The organism is Streptomyces sp. WG7, assembly GCF_049975785.1.
In the GTDB taxonomy this organism is placed as follows: domain Bacteria; phylum Actinomycetota; class Actinomycetes; order Streptomycetales; family Streptomycetaceae; genus Streptomyces.
The window spans coordinates 1-15,267 of record NZ_JBNGGE010000036.1 but is presented as its reverse complement, the minus strand read 5'-3'; the positions used below and the strand labels follow the sequence as shown (position 1 = coordinate 15,267).

General features: G+C 71.3%; 13 protein-coding genes. 12 read left to right on the top strand and 1 reads right to left on the bottom strand.

Annotated features, from left to right (window positions below):
• Positions 1 to 4 precede the first annotated feature (4 nt).
• The 10 genes from ACP4J0_RS28295 (at position 5) to ACP4J0_RS28250 (ending at position 9,632) form a co-directional block, all read left to right on the top strand.
• Positions 5 to 241, top strand: coding sequence for an MbtH family protein (locus tag ACP4J0_RS28295; RefSeq protein WP_426601554.1), 237 nt, complete (start codon positions 5 to 7; stop codon positions 239 to 241).
• On the top strand, positions 238 to 1,383 hold the full coding sequence (locus tag ACP4J0_RS28290) for a histidinol-phosphate transaminase (protein ID WP_426601553.1): 1,146 nt from the start codon (positions 238 to 240) through the stop codon (positions 1,381 to 1,383). The genes ACP4J0_RS28295 and ACP4J0_RS28290 overlap by 4 nt, the downstream gene beginning before the upstream one ends.
• Positions 1,384 to 1,516: 133 nt before the next feature.
• Positions 1,517 to 2,002, top strand: coding sequence for a DNA-binding protein (locus ACP4J0_RS28285; RefSeq protein ID WP_426601552.1), 486 nt, complete (start codon positions 1,517 to 1,519; stop codon positions 2,000 to 2,002).
• Positions 1,992 to 3,002 carry an ATP-binding cassette domain-containing protein gene (locus ACP4J0_RS28280; RefSeq protein ID WP_426601551.1) on the top strand — a complete coding sequence of 337 codons (1,011 nt, stop codon included), beginning with the start codon at positions 1,992 to 1,994 and terminating at the stop codon, positions 3,000 to 3,002. The genes ACP4J0_RS28285 and ACP4J0_RS28280 overlap by 11 nt, the downstream gene beginning before the upstream one ends.
• Positions 2,999 to 3,832 (top strand): ABC transporter permease, encoded by an 834-nt coding sequence (locus ACP4J0_RS28275; protein ID WP_426601550.1) that lies wholly within the window; start codon positions 2,999 to 3,001, stop codon positions 3,830 to 3,832. Before ACP4J0_RS28280 ends, ACP4J0_RS28275 begins: the two co-directional genes overlap by 4 nt.
• Before the next feature lie 258 nt (positions 3,833 to 4,090).
• Positions 4,091 to 5,179: a cytochrome P450 gene (locus ACP4J0_RS28270; RefSeq protein WP_426601549.1), complete on the top strand. Its 1,089-nt coding sequence runs from the start codon at positions 4,091 to 4,093 to the stop codon at positions 5,177 to 5,179.
• Between the two features lie 339 nt (positions 5,180 to 5,518).
• On the top strand, positions 5,519 to 6,760 hold the full coding sequence (locus ACP4J0_RS28265; protein ID WP_426601548.1) for a nitric oxide synthase oxygenase: 1,242 nt from the start codon (positions 5,519 to 5,521) through the stop codon (positions 6,758 to 6,760).
• Entirely contained in the window at positions 6,738 to 7,922 is a 1,185-nt protein-coding gene (locus ACP4J0_RS28260) for a cytochrome P450 (protein ID WP_426601547.1), read from the top strand. The genes ACP4J0_RS28265 and ACP4J0_RS28260 overlap by 23 nt, the downstream gene beginning before the upstream one ends.
• A gap of 21 nt (positions 7,923 to 7,943) precedes the next feature.
• Positions 7,944 to 9,065, top strand: coding sequence for a tryptophan dimethylallyltransferase family protein (locus ACP4J0_RS28255; protein WP_426601546.1), 1,122 nt, complete (start codon positions 7,944 to 7,946; stop codon positions 9,063 to 9,065).
• 192 nt (positions 9,066 to 9,257) lie between these two features.
• Complete coding sequence (locus tag ACP4J0_RS28250; RefSeq protein WP_426601545.1) at positions 9,258 to 9,632, top strand: hypothetical protein; 375 nt, start codon at positions 9,258 to 9,260, stop codon at positions 9,630 to 9,632.
• 56 nt (positions 9,633 to 9,688) lie between these two features.
• Here the strand turns inward: ACP4J0_RS28250 and ACP4J0_RS28245 are convergent, their stop codons facing one another.
• The gene (locus tag ACP4J0_RS28245) at positions 9,689 to 10,579 is read right to left on the bottom strand and encodes a TIGR03621 family F420-dependent LLM class oxidoreductase (protein WP_426601544.1); all 891 of its coding nucleotides are present in this window, start codon (positions 10,577 to 10,579) and stop codon (positions 9,689 to 9,691) included.
• A gap of 181 nt (positions 10,580 to 10,760) precedes the next feature.
• On the opposite strand from ACP4J0_RS28245, the gene ACP4J0_RS28240 reads away from it, so the two are divergent.
• Both ACP4J0_RS28240 and ACP4J0_RS28235 read left to right on the top strand, forming a co-directional pair.
• Positions 10,761 to 11,993 (top strand): cytochrome P450, encoded by a 1,233-nt coding sequence (locus ACP4J0_RS28240; RefSeq protein WP_426601543.1) that lies wholly within the window; start codon positions 10,761 to 10,763, stop codon positions 11,991 to 11,993.
• A 110-nt stretch (positions 11,994 to 12,103) separates the two neighbouring features.
• The coding region (locus ACP4J0_RS28235; RefSeq protein WP_426601542.1) for an amino acid adenylation domain-containing protein at positions 12,104 to 15,267 on the top strand (3,164 nt) is incomplete at its 3' end.

Below are 15,267 nucleotides of genomic sequence, written 5' to 3'. Positions count from 1 at the left end.
GGCGATGTCGAATCCGTTCGAGGACGAAAACGCCGCGTACGTCGTACTGATCAACGACGAACTTCAGTATTCGCTGTGGCCGGTGATCGTCGACATTCCCGACGGCTGGCACACGGTGTTCGGTGAGGCCCCGAGGACCGAGTGCCTGGACTACATAGACCAGCACTGGACGGACATGCGTCCCAAGAGCCTGGTGGACGCGATGAGCGCGGCGGCCGGTGCCGAGGACCGCACCGAATGACCGCCCCGTCCGGCCCGGACCGTCCGCCCGCGGCCCGGCCGCGGGTCCGAACGGATCTGGACGGCCTGCCGCTCTTCCGGGGAAGGACCGCCGAACCCGGAACGATCGGCCTGGACTGCAACGAATCGCCGTTCGAGCCGCCCGCCGCCGTGCAGGCCGCGCTGTCCGGCGCGGTCCACGGGCTGAACCGCTACCCCGACAACTCGTCCGCCGACCTCACCGCCCGGCTTGCCGAGCGCCATGGAGTGCCGCCCGCCACCCTCTGCCTGGGGCCGGGGTCGGTGGGCCTGTGCGCGCAGTTGGTCCAGATCACCTGTGCGGCGGGCGACGAAGTGATCGTCCCCTGGCGCTCGTTCGAGGTCTATCCGGCCATCGCCGGGACGGCGGGCGCGGTGGTGCGCCGGGTCCCGCTGACCGCGGGGCACGCCCTCGACCTGCCGGCGATGGCCGCGGCGATCTCCGACCGCACACGGCTGGTCTTCGTGTGCTCGCCCAACAACCCGACCGGGACGTCCGTGTCCCGGTCGGCCGTGGAGCGCTTCCTCGCCGAGGTGCCGCCGGACGTCCTGGTGGTCCTCGACGAGGCGTACACGGAGTTCACCGAGCAGGAGGCCGACCCGCTCGACGGGTTCGGCCTGGTGCGCGACCTGTTGCGGCAGGGGCGTACCAACGTGGTCGCGCTACGTACCTTCTCCAAAGCCTACGGGCTGGCCGGGTTGCGGATCGGCTACTGCCTGTCCGCCCCGCCGGTGGCCGAACTGCTGGGCCGGGTCGCGGTCCCGTACGCGGTCGGCACCCTCGCCCAGCGAGCCGCGGTCGCCGCGCTGGACTGCGAGCGGGAAGTGCGGGAGCGCTGCCGGCACCTCACCGAGGAGCGGGAGCGGGTCCGGGCCGCTCTGCTCGACGCGGGCTGGGACGTGCCGGTCAGCGGCGCGAACTTCCTGTGGCTGCCCGCCGGTCCGGCCGCGGAGACCTTCGCCGCGCACTGCCGCGAGCAGCGGATCCTGGTCAAGGCCTTCCCCGGCGAGGGGGTACGGGTGACGGTCGGCACGGCCACCGAGAACGACGCCTTCCTGGCCGCGGCGGCACGGTTCGCCCCCGTCGACGCGGGCGGCGCCGTCCGGCCGACGCCGCTCGGTTGAGGAGGCACGCTGCGGATCCGAGGGACGAAGCCGTCCGGCCCCATGCGGTACGTGTCCTCCGTTCCGGTGACTTCACCCGCCGGTTTTCAACTTCTGGTTGACAACCGCTGGTTGAAATTGCCAGGCTCCTTCCATGACCGATCATGCGGAGGGGCAGAACGCCCTGGACCGTGCCGAAGATCCCGACCATGCCCGTGCCCGCCGGGAGCATGTGGCGCTGCGGCACGTGGTCGAGCGCCTGGCCGACGCCGAGCGGCCGGGGCCGACCGACCCGCCGGCCCGTCTCACCGCTCAGGAGGCCGTCCATCTCATCGCCTCCCGGGCCGCCGGCGGCGGGCGTTCCGCCGACGCGCCCGAGGTGGACAGGACCGACATCATGGCGGCCCTGACGTTGCTCCCGCGCGCCCGCGCCGACTTGGACGTACTGGAGGCGAGCCTGCTGTTCGTCGCCAGGGACATCGGCCTGACCTGGCAGGACATCGCCTACGGCCTCGGCCTCCGGTCCCCCCAGGCGGCGCAGAAGCGGGCCGGACGCGGCACCCAGAGCCCGGGCCCGACCCCACCGTCACGGCCCCAGACCCCAGCCGCAAGCGACCCCAAGGGTGAATGTGAGCACTGAACTCGCGGTCGAGACCGTCGGCATGGTGAAGTCCTTCGGGACCACCAAGGCCGTCGACGGCCTCGACCTGTCCGTCCCGGCCGGCGCCGTCTACGGAGTCCTCGGACCCAACGGCGCGGGCAAGACCACGACCCTGCGCATCCTGGCGACACTGCTCGCGCCCGACGCGGGCAGCGCCCGGGTCTTCGGTCACGACGTCGTCCGCGAAGCGAACCGCGTACGGGAACGAGTCAGCCTCACCGGCCAGTTCGCCAGCGTCGACAACGACCTCACGGGCATGGAGAACCTGCTGCTGCTCGCCCGGCTGCACGGATACCGCTCCACGGCCGCCCGGGAGCGCGCACGCGACCTGCTGGAGGCATTCGACCTGGTCGAAGCCGCCGACCGCCCGGCCCGCGGCTACTCCGGCGGAATGCGCCGCCGGCTGGACGTGGCCGCCGGGCTCATCGTCCGGCCTCAGCTGATGTTCCTCGACGAGCCGACCACGGGACTCGACCCCCGCAGCCGCAACGAGGTCTGGGCCATCATCCGGGCGACCGTCGAGCGAGGCACGACCGTCCTGCTCACCACCCAGTACCTGGAAGAGGCCGACCAGCTCGCGCAGCGCGTCGCGGTCATCGACCACGGCAAGCTGGTCGCCGAGGGCACCCCCGGTGAGCTGAAGTCCTCGGTGGGCCGCGGCTCACTGCGCGTCGAACTGACGGATCCCGACGATCTGCCGGAGGCGAGCCGCATCCTCGTCGGCGCCCTGGGTGTCCCCGCCGAGACCACCGGCCCGGCCCAGCTCACCGCGCGGGGCACCGATCCCCGAAGCGTGGCGCGCGCCCTGGGCGAACTCACCCGCACCGTCGAGGTCGACGACTTCGCCATGGACCGCCCGAGCCTCGACGAGGTGTTCCTCGCGCTGACCGGGCGGCCCCCCACCTCCGAGGTGCCCGCCGCCCGCAAGCCGGGCCGCAAGTCCGGCCGCAAGCCCGCCACGAACGAGGAGAGCCGATGACGACCGCCGCGCGCCCGATCGAGGCGGAGGAGAGGCTGCTGCGGGTCCTCGGCGAGGACACCCGCCCCCAGCAGCGCCCCGGGGCGCTGTCCACGTCGCTCACGATGGGCTGGCGGGCGCTGGTGAAGATCAAGCGCTCACCGGGACAGCTGTTCAACGCGACCATCACCCCGGTGATGTTCACGCTGATCTTCACCTACCTCTTCGGCGGCGCGATCTCCGGCAGCAGCCGCGAGTACCTCCAGTTCCTGCTGCCCGGCATCCTCGTGCAGGGCGTGCTGTTCATCTCCACACAGACCGGTGTGGCCCTCACCAGCGACCTCCAACAGGGCATCTTCGACCGCTTCAAGTCGATGCCGATCTGGCGGCCGTCCCCGCTGACCGGCGCCCTGATCGGCGACGTGGTGCGCTATCTGATCTCGTCGGCCGTCGTGGTCGCCGTCGGGCTCGCACTGGGCTTCCGGCCCGACGGCGGACTGCTCGGCGTCATCGGCGGCGTGCTCCTCGCCGTCCTCTTCGGCTTCTGCGTCTCATGGATCTGGACGTTCCTCGGCCTGGTGCTGCGCACCCCGCAGGCTGTCTCCGCGCTCGGCATGCTGCTGCTGTCGCTCCTGACCTTCGCCAGCAACATCTTCGCCGAGCCGACCACCATGCCCGGCTGGCTGGAGGCGTTCGTCGACATCAACCCCATCGGGTACGTGGTCACCGCGAGCCGCTCCCTCATGAACGGTGACGGCACGGCCGACCTCACTCCCGCCCTCATCTCCTGCGCGGTGCTGCTGATCGTGTTCGTACCGCTCAGCCTGCTGCGCTACAACAAGAGCGAATAAAGGGAGCGGGCTTCGATTCGGCCCGTCAAAACGGCGTTCCCCTCGTAATTTTTGAACGTTTGCCGCCGGTGGAGACCGTGGATAGCATCGTCCCCACCGCACCGGAAATCGTCCGAATTTTATTGGGGGAGCGCCGTGCTCAACAGTGAGAATTCCCGGGTCGACGTCCCCGAGATCGCGATGGTCGACCCCGAGGTACTCAGCGATCCGATTTCCGCCTATGGGAGGGCAAGGGAACAGACCCCCATAGTGCGCCTCATGGCGCCGGGATTCGGATCGATATGGGCGGTCACCCGCCACAGCGACGCCAAGGCCATGCTGAGCGACCCGCGCCTCGCCATGACCGCCGACAGCTGGAACCAGCGGATCCCGGACGACGTACGTCCCTACATGCTGACCATGTCGCACATGGACGGCGTCGACCACGGCCGGCTGCGCAAGCTCGCCGTACGGGCCTTCACCGCCCGTCGCGCGGCCGCCCGCCGCGACATGATCCGGCAGAGCGCCGACCGGCTGCTCGACACCCTGCCCGGCCTCGCCGAAGAGGGCACCGTCGACCTCCTGAAACACTTCGCCCAGCCGCTGCCCACCTTCGTGGTCGGCGACGTCATGGGCATCCCCGAGGCGGACCGGTCCCTGTGGCGCGCCTACGTCGCCCGGATCAGCTCCGGAGGCCAGACGTACGACGAGGCCCTGCGCGATGCCATCGAGGGCGCCAAACGGGTCATCGGACTACGACGTGAAGAGCCCGGCGACGACCTGGTCTCCGACCTTCTGCGGGCCCAGGCCGAGGACGCGGACCGGATCAGCGACACCGAGCTGGTCACCATGGTGTGGCATACCGTCTTCGCAGGTCAGGACAATCTCGCGAACTTCATCGCCAACTCCGTGGTGGCCCTCCTCTCACATCCGGAACAGCTCGCCGCCCTGCGCGCCGACCCGTCCCTGATGCCCCGGGCCGTGGAGGAGCTGATGCGGTGGCGGCCCCCGCTGCTGCTGACCGCCATCCGCTACGTCCTGGAGGACTTCGAGCTGTGCGGCGCGCAGCTGCGCGCCGGGGACTCCGTGGTGGCGGTGATCGCCTCCGCCAACCGCGACCCCCGCGTCTTCGACGATCCCGACACGCTCGACATCACCCGGCCCGCCGGCGCCGCGGTCCAGTTCGGCTTCGGCCACGGCGCGCACTACTGCATCGGCGCCTCCCTGGCCGCCGTCGAGGCGGAGGTGGCGCTCGAGGCCCTGCTGAGCCGCTTCCCCGACCTCGCGCTCGCCGTCCCGCCCAAGGAGGTGCCGCGGCTGCCCAACCCCGGCAGCTGGCACCTCACCGCGCTCCCGGTCACCCTCTGAGCCCTCCGCCTCCGAGTCCTCCGCGGAAATCGGCTTGCGAAATCACTCGACGAAGCATTTGGCCCATGACGCATTGCCCGGGTGTTCAAGTGCTTTGTTGACGGCAGTCGGGCCGAACCATAGATTGACGACTGCCCGAATTTCCCGCCTCCCGAAAAGCAATTGATTGCAGCACTCCCGAGATATTCGAGAGTGCGGGGAGGTGCCGTGGAAAAGCGGACCATGCGGGGAGGTGAACCGATATGCGTTACCTGCACTGAAAGCAGAGATGAGAACGTACGGCCGTAGCCCGGCATGGTCAGACCTGCCGGGCTACGGCTCCGTTGACGGGGGTTGCGCATGGCAAGGCCCGCAGACACCGACACAGCAGATCTCGACATGCCGGGCTTGATCGCACGCGCCGATGAGTTCATCCGGCTGTACAGCTCGGAGAACGCCGTCGACCGCCCGCCGGCCGACCGCATGGCCGAGATCCGCCGCGAGATCCGCCAGAGCGGCACCTACGTGCACACCGCCGGCGAACTGGCCTTCGGCGCCAAGATCGCCTGGCGCAACAGCAGGCGCTGCATCGGCCGCCTGTACTGGCCCGGCCTCGTCGTACGCGACCTGCGACACCTGCGGACGGCCGAGGACATCCACCGCGAGTGCGTCGCACACCTGCGACTGGCCTTCAACGGCGGCCGGATCCGCCCCACGATCAGCGTCTTCGCGGCCGACGGACCCGACGGCACGGGACCGCGCATCCACAACCCCCAGCTCATCCGCTACGCCGGCTACCGCGGCCCCGGCGGCCGCGTCACCGGCGACCCCGCGTCCGCCGACCTCACCGACCGCGTCCGCGCCCTCGGCTGGCCCGGCGGCCCGGGCACCCGCTTCGACGTCCTGCCGCTGCTCGTCGAGGAGCCGGGCAAAGCGGCCCGGCTCTTCGACCTCCCGCCCGACGCCGTGCGGGAGGTCCCGCTGCGCCACCCCGACCACGACTGGTTCGCCGACCTCGATCTGCGCTGGCACGCGCTGCCCGTCATCTCCGACATGGTGCTGGAGATCGGCGGCGTACGGTACGGCGCCGCCCCCTTCAACGGCTGGTACATGGGCACGGAGATCGGCGCCCGCAACCTCGTCGACACCCAGCGCTACGACCTGCTGCCCGAGATCGCCGACCGGCTGGGCCTGGACCGCACCAGTGACAGGACCCTGTGGAAGGACCGGGCGCTGGTCGAGCTGAACGTGGCGGTGCTCTGGTCGTTCGAGCGGGACGGCATCACCATCACCGACCACCACACCGAGTCGGAGCGGTTCCTGCGCCACCTGCGCCGCGAGGAGAAGGCCGGCCGCAGCGTGCCCGCCGACTGGTCCTGGATCGTGCCCCCGCTCTCGGGCGGAGTGACCCCCGTCTTCCACCGCTACTACGACGACCACGAGTCGTCGCCCGCGTTCCTGCAAGCACCGGCCCCCGGCCGCTGCCCGGTCACCGGACACGCTCCGACGACCGCCGGCGAGGCCCACGGACCGGACCCACAGCCGCCCGTCAGCGTCGGCGCCGACACCGGAGACAGCCGTGACCGTATCGTCCGCCCCTGAGGCCACCGACCCCCTGTTCAGCCCCCTCGACCCCGCGGTGCTCGCCGACCCCTACCCGGTCTACCGGCGGCTGCGCGAAGCCCAGCCGGTCTACTGGCACGCGGGCATCGACTCCTGGCTGATGACCCGGCACGCCGACTGCACGGCGATCCTGCGCGACTCCGCTCGGTTCAGCACCGACTTCCGGAAGATCGGCATCCCGACCCCGCCGACCCTGCTCAGCCTGCAGACCCTCGACCCGCCCGACCAGACCCCGCTGCGCCACCTCGCCCTCGACGCGGTCCGCGCACAGGACCTCGACGCGCTGCGCAAGGAACTCGGCGCGTTCGCCGACCAGCTGCTCGACGAGCTGGCAGGCCGGCCGTCCTTCGACTTCATCCACGACTACGCGGACGTGTTCACCCTGCGGGCCATCACCCGGTTCATCGGCGTCGAACCGCCCGAGACCGACGAGGCGTTCGCCCGCTTCAACGACGACCTCGACCACAGCATGGACGCGCAGCTCGACCCCGACGCGGAGGAACCCGGACTGCGCGCCCGCGCCCACTTCAACGACCTGGTCCGCACCTGGCTCGCCGACCCCGGCCCGCACGGTGTCCTGCCCGAGGTGGTGCGCCGCCTGCCCGGTTCCGGCGTCGAGGCCGACGACGTACTGGTCAATTCCGTACGCGCCTTCTTCCACGCGGGGTTCGAGGTACCCAGCCGCTTCCTCGGCAACGCCCTGGCGGCCCTGCTGGCCACGCCCGGCGCGTGGGAGTCCCTGGTACGCGGTGACGTGGGCCTCGACACCGCCGTCGAGGAACTGATCCGGTACGTCGGTCCGGTGCAGGCACTGGCCCGCGCCTGCACCGAGGACACCGAGCTGGGCGGGGTCACCGTGAGGAGCGGCCAGGTGGTGACCGCGCTGATCGGCGCGGCCAACCGGGACCCCGCGCAGTTCCCCGACCCGGACACGCTGAGGCTGGACCGCAAGCCCAACAACCACCTGGGCTTCGGCCGAGGCGCGCATTCCTGTCTCGGCCTCAACCTCGCCCGGATCGAGGCGCATGTGACGCTCGGGGCCCTGCTGCGGCACCCCGGTGTCCACGCGGCGGGCGAACCGGTGGTGCGGCCGAACGGCACGCTGCGCGGCCTCTCCCGGCTACCGCTCGCACTCGGCTGACCCGAAGGAGTATCGGCGGCGATGGAGATGGTGAGCGGGAGCAGCGGGGCGGACACCCGGCCGGCCCCCTCGGCCAGGGCCGCGGGCGAGGCACGCCTGGCCCGACTGGCGTCCGGCCTCGGCCTCGGTGACCGAAGCGGTGTGTGCGTGGAGGCCTTCGGCGCGATGACGGGCTCCTGGGGCGCGGCCACGGCCGCGCAACTGGCCGAGTCCGACGTGTCGTCCGACGGGTCGCCGATGGAGTTCGCGATCGGCCTCGACGACGACCCCGCGCTGCAGTTCGCGGTGGAGGCCCTGCGCCCCGGGGACTGCCCGGTGGACCGGGTCGTCTCCGCCCGCGCCACGATGGCCGGCCTGGTCCGCCGGTACGGAACGGACGAGCGGCGGTGGGCGCAGGTCGCCGACCTGTATCTGCCCGAGAAGCCGGCCACCGAGCACGTCGCGATGTTCGGCGCAGAGGTGCGACGGCAGGGGGACGCCCAGTTCAAGGTCTGGTTCTACCCGGCCGTCGGCGGGCCTGAGCGGGCCGCGGAGCTGTGCGAACGGGGTCTTGCCGCCGTCGGGCTCGGCGCGGCCTGGCCCGCGGTGACCGCGCACATGGCGCGGGGCGAGCGTCTTGACCGGCCGGTGATGTTCTCGCTCGACCTCTCGGCGGACCCCGCGGCGCGGGTCAAGCTGTACTTCCGGCACTACGCCACCGATGCCGACGGCCTGGCCGAACTGATGGCGCCGTACCCGGGTTTCGCGGCCGCCCCCGTGCGGCGGTTCTGCGAGACGATGCTGCCCGAGGCGGCCGCCGACCTCTCCGCCCAGCCCCCGGTCACCTGCCTGTCGTTCACCGGGGCGCGCCCCGCCACGGTCGGCGGGGCGACCGTCTACCTCCCCATGTGGACCTACGCCCCGGACGACGAGGCGGTGCGCCGCCGGATGAAGGCGGCGCTGGCCGCCTGCGACCGGTCCTCCGGCCTCTACGAACGGGCGCTGCGCGAGGTGGCGTCCCGCCCGCCCGCCGCGGGCCGGGGCATCCACAATTACGTGGCCTGGCGGCCGGGTCCCGGCCGCCCCCGGCTCAAGGCGTACTTCTCGCCCGAACTGCGGCACACGGACCCGACGGCGCGGTACGCCCTCGACGGGCGGGAATGACCGCCGAAAGGACTGCCGCCCGTCGCTGACAGCGTGCCATAATCGGGCCTCGTGTATGAGCCTGTGGTCGACGCGTGGAAGCGGTATTCGGGAATGGTGGACAGGCCGGGCACCCCCTGGCGTGTTCCGTCGGGGGTGCTGGCGGAAATCCATACCCGTTTCGGGCAGCTTGACATGCTGATGGAATCCATCGTGACGGTTCTGGATCCGTCGTGGACATCGGCGGACGAACGGCAGACCGCCGCCGACGAACGTCAGGATTTCCTTCGGCGATGGGACTGGGCGTCGGTGTACACCGACGCCTTCTACTTCTTCGGCTGGCGTACCGTCGACCTGCTGAACGGCACCGTCGGCGGCCCTCTGCCATGTCTCGAACCGGTCCGGCCGGCCGGTCTCCTCGCCGTCCGCGACGTCCTCCACGAGCACCCGGAGAGCCAGGGCGCCTACTACCGGCACGGCCTCGAGCTCCGCGACGAGGCCCTGGAGAAGATCAGCCGCGCCGCGGACGCGCTCGCGGCGGGCGGCGACGGCACGGAGCCGGATGGTACGGAGCCGGACGGGCGGTGAAGCACGGCCGGCCGGGCGGGCGGTGAGACCGCCCGCCCGGCACCTGGACCGAACCGTCACTTCAGCATCTCCACGACCGGTGCGAACGCCTCCAACCACGGTTCCAGGACCACGATGTAGCTGAGGCCGAACCGCTCCCGGTACTCCGTCAGCCGATCGGCGATCTCCCGCTGCGACCCGATCAGCCAGGCCGGCGTCGCGAGCAGCTGCTCGGGGGTGAAGTGGGCCAGCGGATGCCGCGCCCACTCCTCGGCGGTGCCCCGCGGATCGTCCGTGACGATCACCTGCTGCACCAGCAGGTTCAGTTCCACCTCCGCGACCCGGGCGCCCAACTGCTCGCGGACCAGGGCCACCCGCTCGCCCAGCTCTTCCGGGCTCGCCAGCTGCGGGAAGTCCCCGCGCCCCGCGAAGATCCCGGTGAAGCCGATGATGTCGGCGTGCTCGGCGGCCAGCCGCAGCACCCGGTCGCCGTTACCGGCCACCAGCAGCGGCGGGCCGCCGGGCCGCACCGGGCGCGGTGTGTGATCGGGGTTCACCATCAGCCCGCGCAACTCCTTGACCGTGCGTTCCAGTTGGCTGACGCGCTCACCGGCGGACGGGAAGGGCACCCCGTCGGAACCGGTACCCTGCCGGATGGAGCCGGCCGCCAGCCCCACCTCCAGGCGGCCGTCGGTCAGCAGGTCGGCCGTGGCCGCCTCCCGGGCCAGCAGCACCGGGTTGTGGAACGCGGCGTTGAGGACGAAGGTGGTCACCCGGATCCGCTCGGTGGCCTCGGCCGCCGCCACCAGGGCGGGGAACGGGGCGGGCGCGCCCAGGTGGTCCGGCACGCCCAGCACATCGAATCCCAGGTCCTCGACCTTGCGGGACTTTTCTGCCCATTCACGCCGCGGCGCGGGCGTGACGAGATTGACGCCGAAACGGAACGGCCGATTCTCGGGAAGAGTCATGGGGCGACGTTAGCAGCGGAGCCGGAATCCGAAAACGAACGCGCTTTTACGTCCACGACCGGTATTCCGGCGGCAGCTGTTCAAATTCTGCAATCTTGACACCGGTGAGGCCCGTGATCGAGTCTCGGGACGAATGTCACTTGCCTTGTTTCCTTCATCGTGCCGGGAGAAGGAGTCTTTCGTGCGCCCAGAGCAAGCAAACGCCGAAACCACCGTGGGGAATGCGACACCTGCCCCGCCCTATTCCGAGGACGACGGAAAAGCGCTCCAGGACTGGTTCCGCGCCATGCGGGACGAGCATCCCGTCCACCAGGACCCCGCGACCGGCGCCTGGATGGTGCTCCGGTACGCCGACGTCGTCACCGCCAGCCTGGACCACGCCACGTACTCCTCCGAACTGTGGCGGGCCTACCCGGCCGAGTGGGGCAAGGGAGATGCCTGGGGCCAGGGCCGGCTCACCGAGATGGACCCGCCGAGGCACCGGCTGCTGCGAGCACTGATCGGCAAGGCGTTCAACCAACGGACGGTCGCCGGCCTCGCCCCGGAGATCGAGGCCACCGTGGAACGCCTGCTGGACGCCGTGGACGGCAACCCCGAGATCGACGTGGCCCGCGATCTGGCCGACCCCCTGCCGGTCATGGTGATCGCCGAACTGATCGGGCTTCCCTTCGAGGACCGGGAGTTGCTGCGGGGCTGGGCGGACCGGCTGCTCTCCTTCGAGGCGGGCGACCTGGCCGGCGAGGAACTCGTCAAGGCGATCGACGCGGCGGGTGCCGAACTGCTCGCCTACCTGCGCGAGCACTACCGGCTACGGCGCGGAGCCCCCGAGGACGACCTCTTCAGCAGGCTCGCGCAGGCCGAGGTGGACGGCGAACGGCTCACCGAGGAGGAGGTGGTCAACATCGGCAAACTGCTGCTCATCGGCGGGCACGTCACCACCGCCTGCTCACTCGCCAGCCTCGTCTTCGAGCTGCTGCGCCACCCCGACGCGCTGACCGCCGTACGACAGGACGCGGGCCTGATACCGGCCGCCGTCGAGGAGTCGGTCCGCTACCGCCCCGCGGTGCCGAACAGCCTGCGACTGACCACACGTGACACCGAACTCGGCGGAGTCGCCATCCCCGCCGGGCAGTTCGTGTCGCTCTCCGCACTGTCGGCCAACCACGACGAGCGGCAGTTCGAGGACCCCGAGCGCTTCGACATCCACCGGCAGCACAACCAGCACGTCGGCTTCGGACAAGGCGTCCACTACTGCCTGGGCGCGCCCCTGGCCCGCACCGAGATCCGGATCGCGCTGACGGCGCTGCTGCGGCGGTTCCCCGTCCTGGAGAGGACCGACGGCCCCCTCCAGTACTACCGGAACCCGAGCATCGCCGGTCTCAGGTCCTTCCCCGTCGCCGTCGCGCGAGGCTGACGGCCACCGCCGCCGACGCCTCCCACATCCCCGCCCGCCGCCACCTCCACAGCCACCACAACTCCGCCGCGTCGCGCACCACTCGGACCCCAGGGGCAGAAGAATTCATCATGCGATACGTTGACGAGCCGAACACGAGCGGACGGTCCACGGACGGAAGCGGGCACCAGGGGACGGCACCCGGCCCCACCACGCTGCCGGACATCTTCGGGACCCGCGCGGCGCTGACCCCGCGGGCCCTGGCCGTCAGCGCGGGCACGACCACCTGGACGTACGCCGAACTCGACGCGCGCGCCAACCGCATCGCCTGGTGGCTCATCGGCCAGGGCCTGGGACCCGACGACCGGGTCGCCGTCGCCCTGCCGCGCGGCGCCGAACACATCGCCGCTCTCCTCGGCATCACGAAGGCCGGCGCCGCCTACCTCCCGCTGGACCCTGAGCAGCCCACCGAACGCCTCGCCCGCCTCCTGCGGGACAGCGGACCCGAAGCCGTCCTGCTCCACGCCGACCTCGCCCGCCGCCTGCCGCCCGGTGACGCCCGGCCGCTCCTGCTCGACGCCCCCGCCACCGGCGCCGCGCTCGCCGCCTGTCCCGCCACCACGCCCCACGACGGCGACCGGACCCGGCCACTGCTCCCGACGGACCTCGCCTACGTCATCCACACCTCGGGCTCCACCGGCACCCCGAAACCGGTCGGCGTCCCGCACACGGGCTTCGCCGCCCTCGTCGCCACGGCCGCCCGGCACCAGACCACCGACACCGGCTCCCGCGTGCTCCAACTGGCGCCCCCCACCTTCGACGTGGCGATCTGGGAGCTGCTCACCACCTTCGCCCAGGGCGGCACCCTCGTCGTCCCCGAACACAGCCGTCTCCTCGGCGAGGAACTCGCCGACGTGCTGGCCGACGAACAGATCACCCACGTCACCCTGCCGGTCCCGGTGCTCGCCACCCTCCCCGTCGGCACCGAGTCCACGCTGCCCGACCTGCGCCGGGTGCACATCGGCGGCGAGAGCTGCCCGCCCGACCTCGTGCGCCGGTGGTCCGCCGACCACGAGCTGGTCAACGGCTACGGCACCACCGAGTGCTCGGTCGCCACCACCCTGACCGAACCGCTCACCGCCCTCGACGACGGCCCCGCACAGGTCCCGATCGGGACACCGGTGGCGGAGGTCCGGGTGTTCGTCCTGGACGACGTGCTGGCCCCGGTGCCCGCCGGCACGGCAGGGGAGCTGTACGTGACCGGCCCCGGCCTCGCACGCGGATACGTGGAGCTGCCGGGCCTCACGGCGGAGCGGTTCGTGGCGTGCCCGTTCGACGCGCCGGGCGGCCGGATGTACCGCACCGGCGACGTCGTCCGCTGGAACACGGACGGTCAACTCGAGTTCCTGCACCGCGTGGACGACCAGGTGAAGATCCGCGGGTTCCGGGTGGAACCGGGCGAGGCGGAGGAAGCGCTGCGGCGGCACCCCGCGGTGGCACAGGCCGTCGTGCTGCCCCTCACGCACACCACGGGCGATACGCGGCTCGTCGCCTACGCCGTCCCCGCCCCCGGCGCCGAGGTGACCCCCGCGTCACTGCGCGCCGACCTCCAGGGGGTGCTCCCCGACCACCTCGTGCCGTCCGCCGCCGTCATGCTGGACACGCTGCCGCTGACACCGAACGGAAAGATCGACCGCACCGCGCTCCCCGCCCCCGAGTACGACGGCACCGGCGTGTCCCGCGCACCCCGCACCGAGACCGAAGCCGTGCTGTGCGGTCTGTTCGGGGACATCCTGGGGGTGCCGTCGGTCGGGGTGGACGACAGCTTCTTCGACCTGGGTGGTCACTCGCTGCTGGCGACGCGTCTGGTGAGCAGGATCCGTCGCGTCATGGGCGTCGAACTGCCGCTGAGGGTGCTGTTCGAGGCGCCGACCGTCGCGAGGCTGGTACGTCATCTGGATTCGGGACAGGTGCGTCCGGCGCTGGAGGCGCGTCCGCGTCCGGAGTCGCTGCCGTTGTCGTACGCCCAGCAGCGGCTGTGGTTCCTGCACAAACTCGAAGGCCCCTCGGCGACCTACAACATGCCGCTCGCCCTCCGCCTCACCGGCGACGTCGACCACGACGCGCTGGAGGCCGCCATCAACGATCTGGTCGTACGGCACGAACCGCTGCGCACCGTCTTCTCCGAAACCACCGACCGGCCCGTCCAGCGCGTCCTGCCCGCGGACCGGGCACACCTGACGCTGCGCACCGTCACCGTCGACCAGGACCGCCTCGAAGCGGAGATCCGCGCCGCGGCCCGTCACCCCTTCGACCTCGCGGCCGACATCCCGGCCCAGGTGTGGCTCTTCCGGACCGAGGACGACCCGAACGCCGCCGTCCTGCTTCTCGTGCTCCATCACATCGCGGGGGACGGGTGGTCGGCGGGCCCGCTGGCACGGGACCTGGTGGCGGCGTACGCGGCCCGCTCGGGAGGCGAGGCCCCGGCATGGCCGGCGCTGCCGGTGCAGTACGGGGACTACACCGTGTGGCAGCACGAGGTACTGGGGGACGTGGACGACCCGAGCAGCGAGATGGCCCGTCAGTTCGCCTACTGGGCAGGCCAGTTGGAAGGCGCGCCGGAGGAGGTGACGGTGCCGGGGGACCGGCCGCGTCCCGCTTCGGCGTCGTACGAAGGCGGAGTGGTCTCCCTGGAGCTCGGTGCCGACCTGCATGCCGGGCTGCGAGGTCTGGCCCGGTCGGCGGACGTGACACCGTTCATGGTGTTGCAGGCCGCGCTGGCGGCATTGCTCTCGCGGCTGGGTGCGGGATCGGACATCGTCGTCGGTTCGCCGGTCGCGGGACGGATGGACGAGGGGCTGGACGACCTGGTCGGCCTGTTCGTCAACACGTTGGTGGTGCGGACGGATGTGTCGGGTGATCCGTCGTTCGGTGAGTTGTTGGGGCGGGTGCGTGAGGGGTGTCTGGAGGCGTTCGCGCATCAGGATGTGCCGTTCGAGCTGGTGGTGGAGCGGTTGAATCCGGCGCGTTCGGGTGGCCGGCATCCGTTGTTCCAGGTGGCGTTGGTGCTGCAGAACAATGAGGAGGGCCGGTTCGAGCTGCCGGGGCTCGGTGTGCGGACGGAGTCGGTGGGCACGGGTACGGCGAAGTTCGACGTGACCGTGAGTCTGTCGGAAACCTTCGACGAGAACGGCCGCCCGGCGGGGATGTCCGGGTTCATCGAGTACGCGACGGACCTGTATGACGCGGGCACGGTGGAGTTGTTCGGGGCGCGGTTGGTGCGCGTGTTGAGTGG

Excerpts from the sequence above, each read along its gene's own strand:
- ACP4J0_RS28295 (WP_426601554.1), top strand. The coding sequence starts at position 5 with ATGTCGAATCCGTTCGAGGACGAAAACGCCGCGTACGTCGTACTGATC.
- ACP4J0_RS28290 (WP_426601553.1), top strand. The coding sequence starts at position 238 with ATGACCGCCCCGTCCGGCCCGGACCGTCCGCCCGCGGCCCGGCCGCGG.
- ACP4J0_RS28285 (WP_426601552.1), top strand. The coding sequence starts at position 1,517 with ATGACCGATCATGCGGAGGGGCAGAACGCCCTGGACCGTGCCGAAGAT.
- ACP4J0_RS28275 (WP_426601550.1), top strand. The coding sequence starts at position 2,999 with ATGACGACCGCCGCGCGCCCGATCGAGGCGGAGGAGAGGCTGCTGCGG.
- ACP4J0_RS28270 (WP_426601549.1), top strand. The coding sequence starts at position 4,091 with ATGGCGCCGGGATTCGGATCGATATGGGCGGTCACCCGCCACAGCGAC.
- ACP4J0_RS28265 (WP_426601548.1), top strand. The coding sequence starts at position 5,519 with ATGGCAAGGCCCGCAGACACCGACACAGCAGATCTCGACATGCCGGGC.
- ACP4J0_RS28255 (WP_426601546.1), top strand. The coding sequence starts at position 7,944 with ATGGAGATGGTGAGCGGGAGCAGCGGGGCGGACACCCGGCCGGCCCCC.
- ACP4J0_RS28245 (WP_426601544.1), bottom strand. The coding sequence starts at position 10,579 with ATGACTCTTCCCGAGAATCGGCCGTTCCGTTTCGGCGTCAATCTCGTC.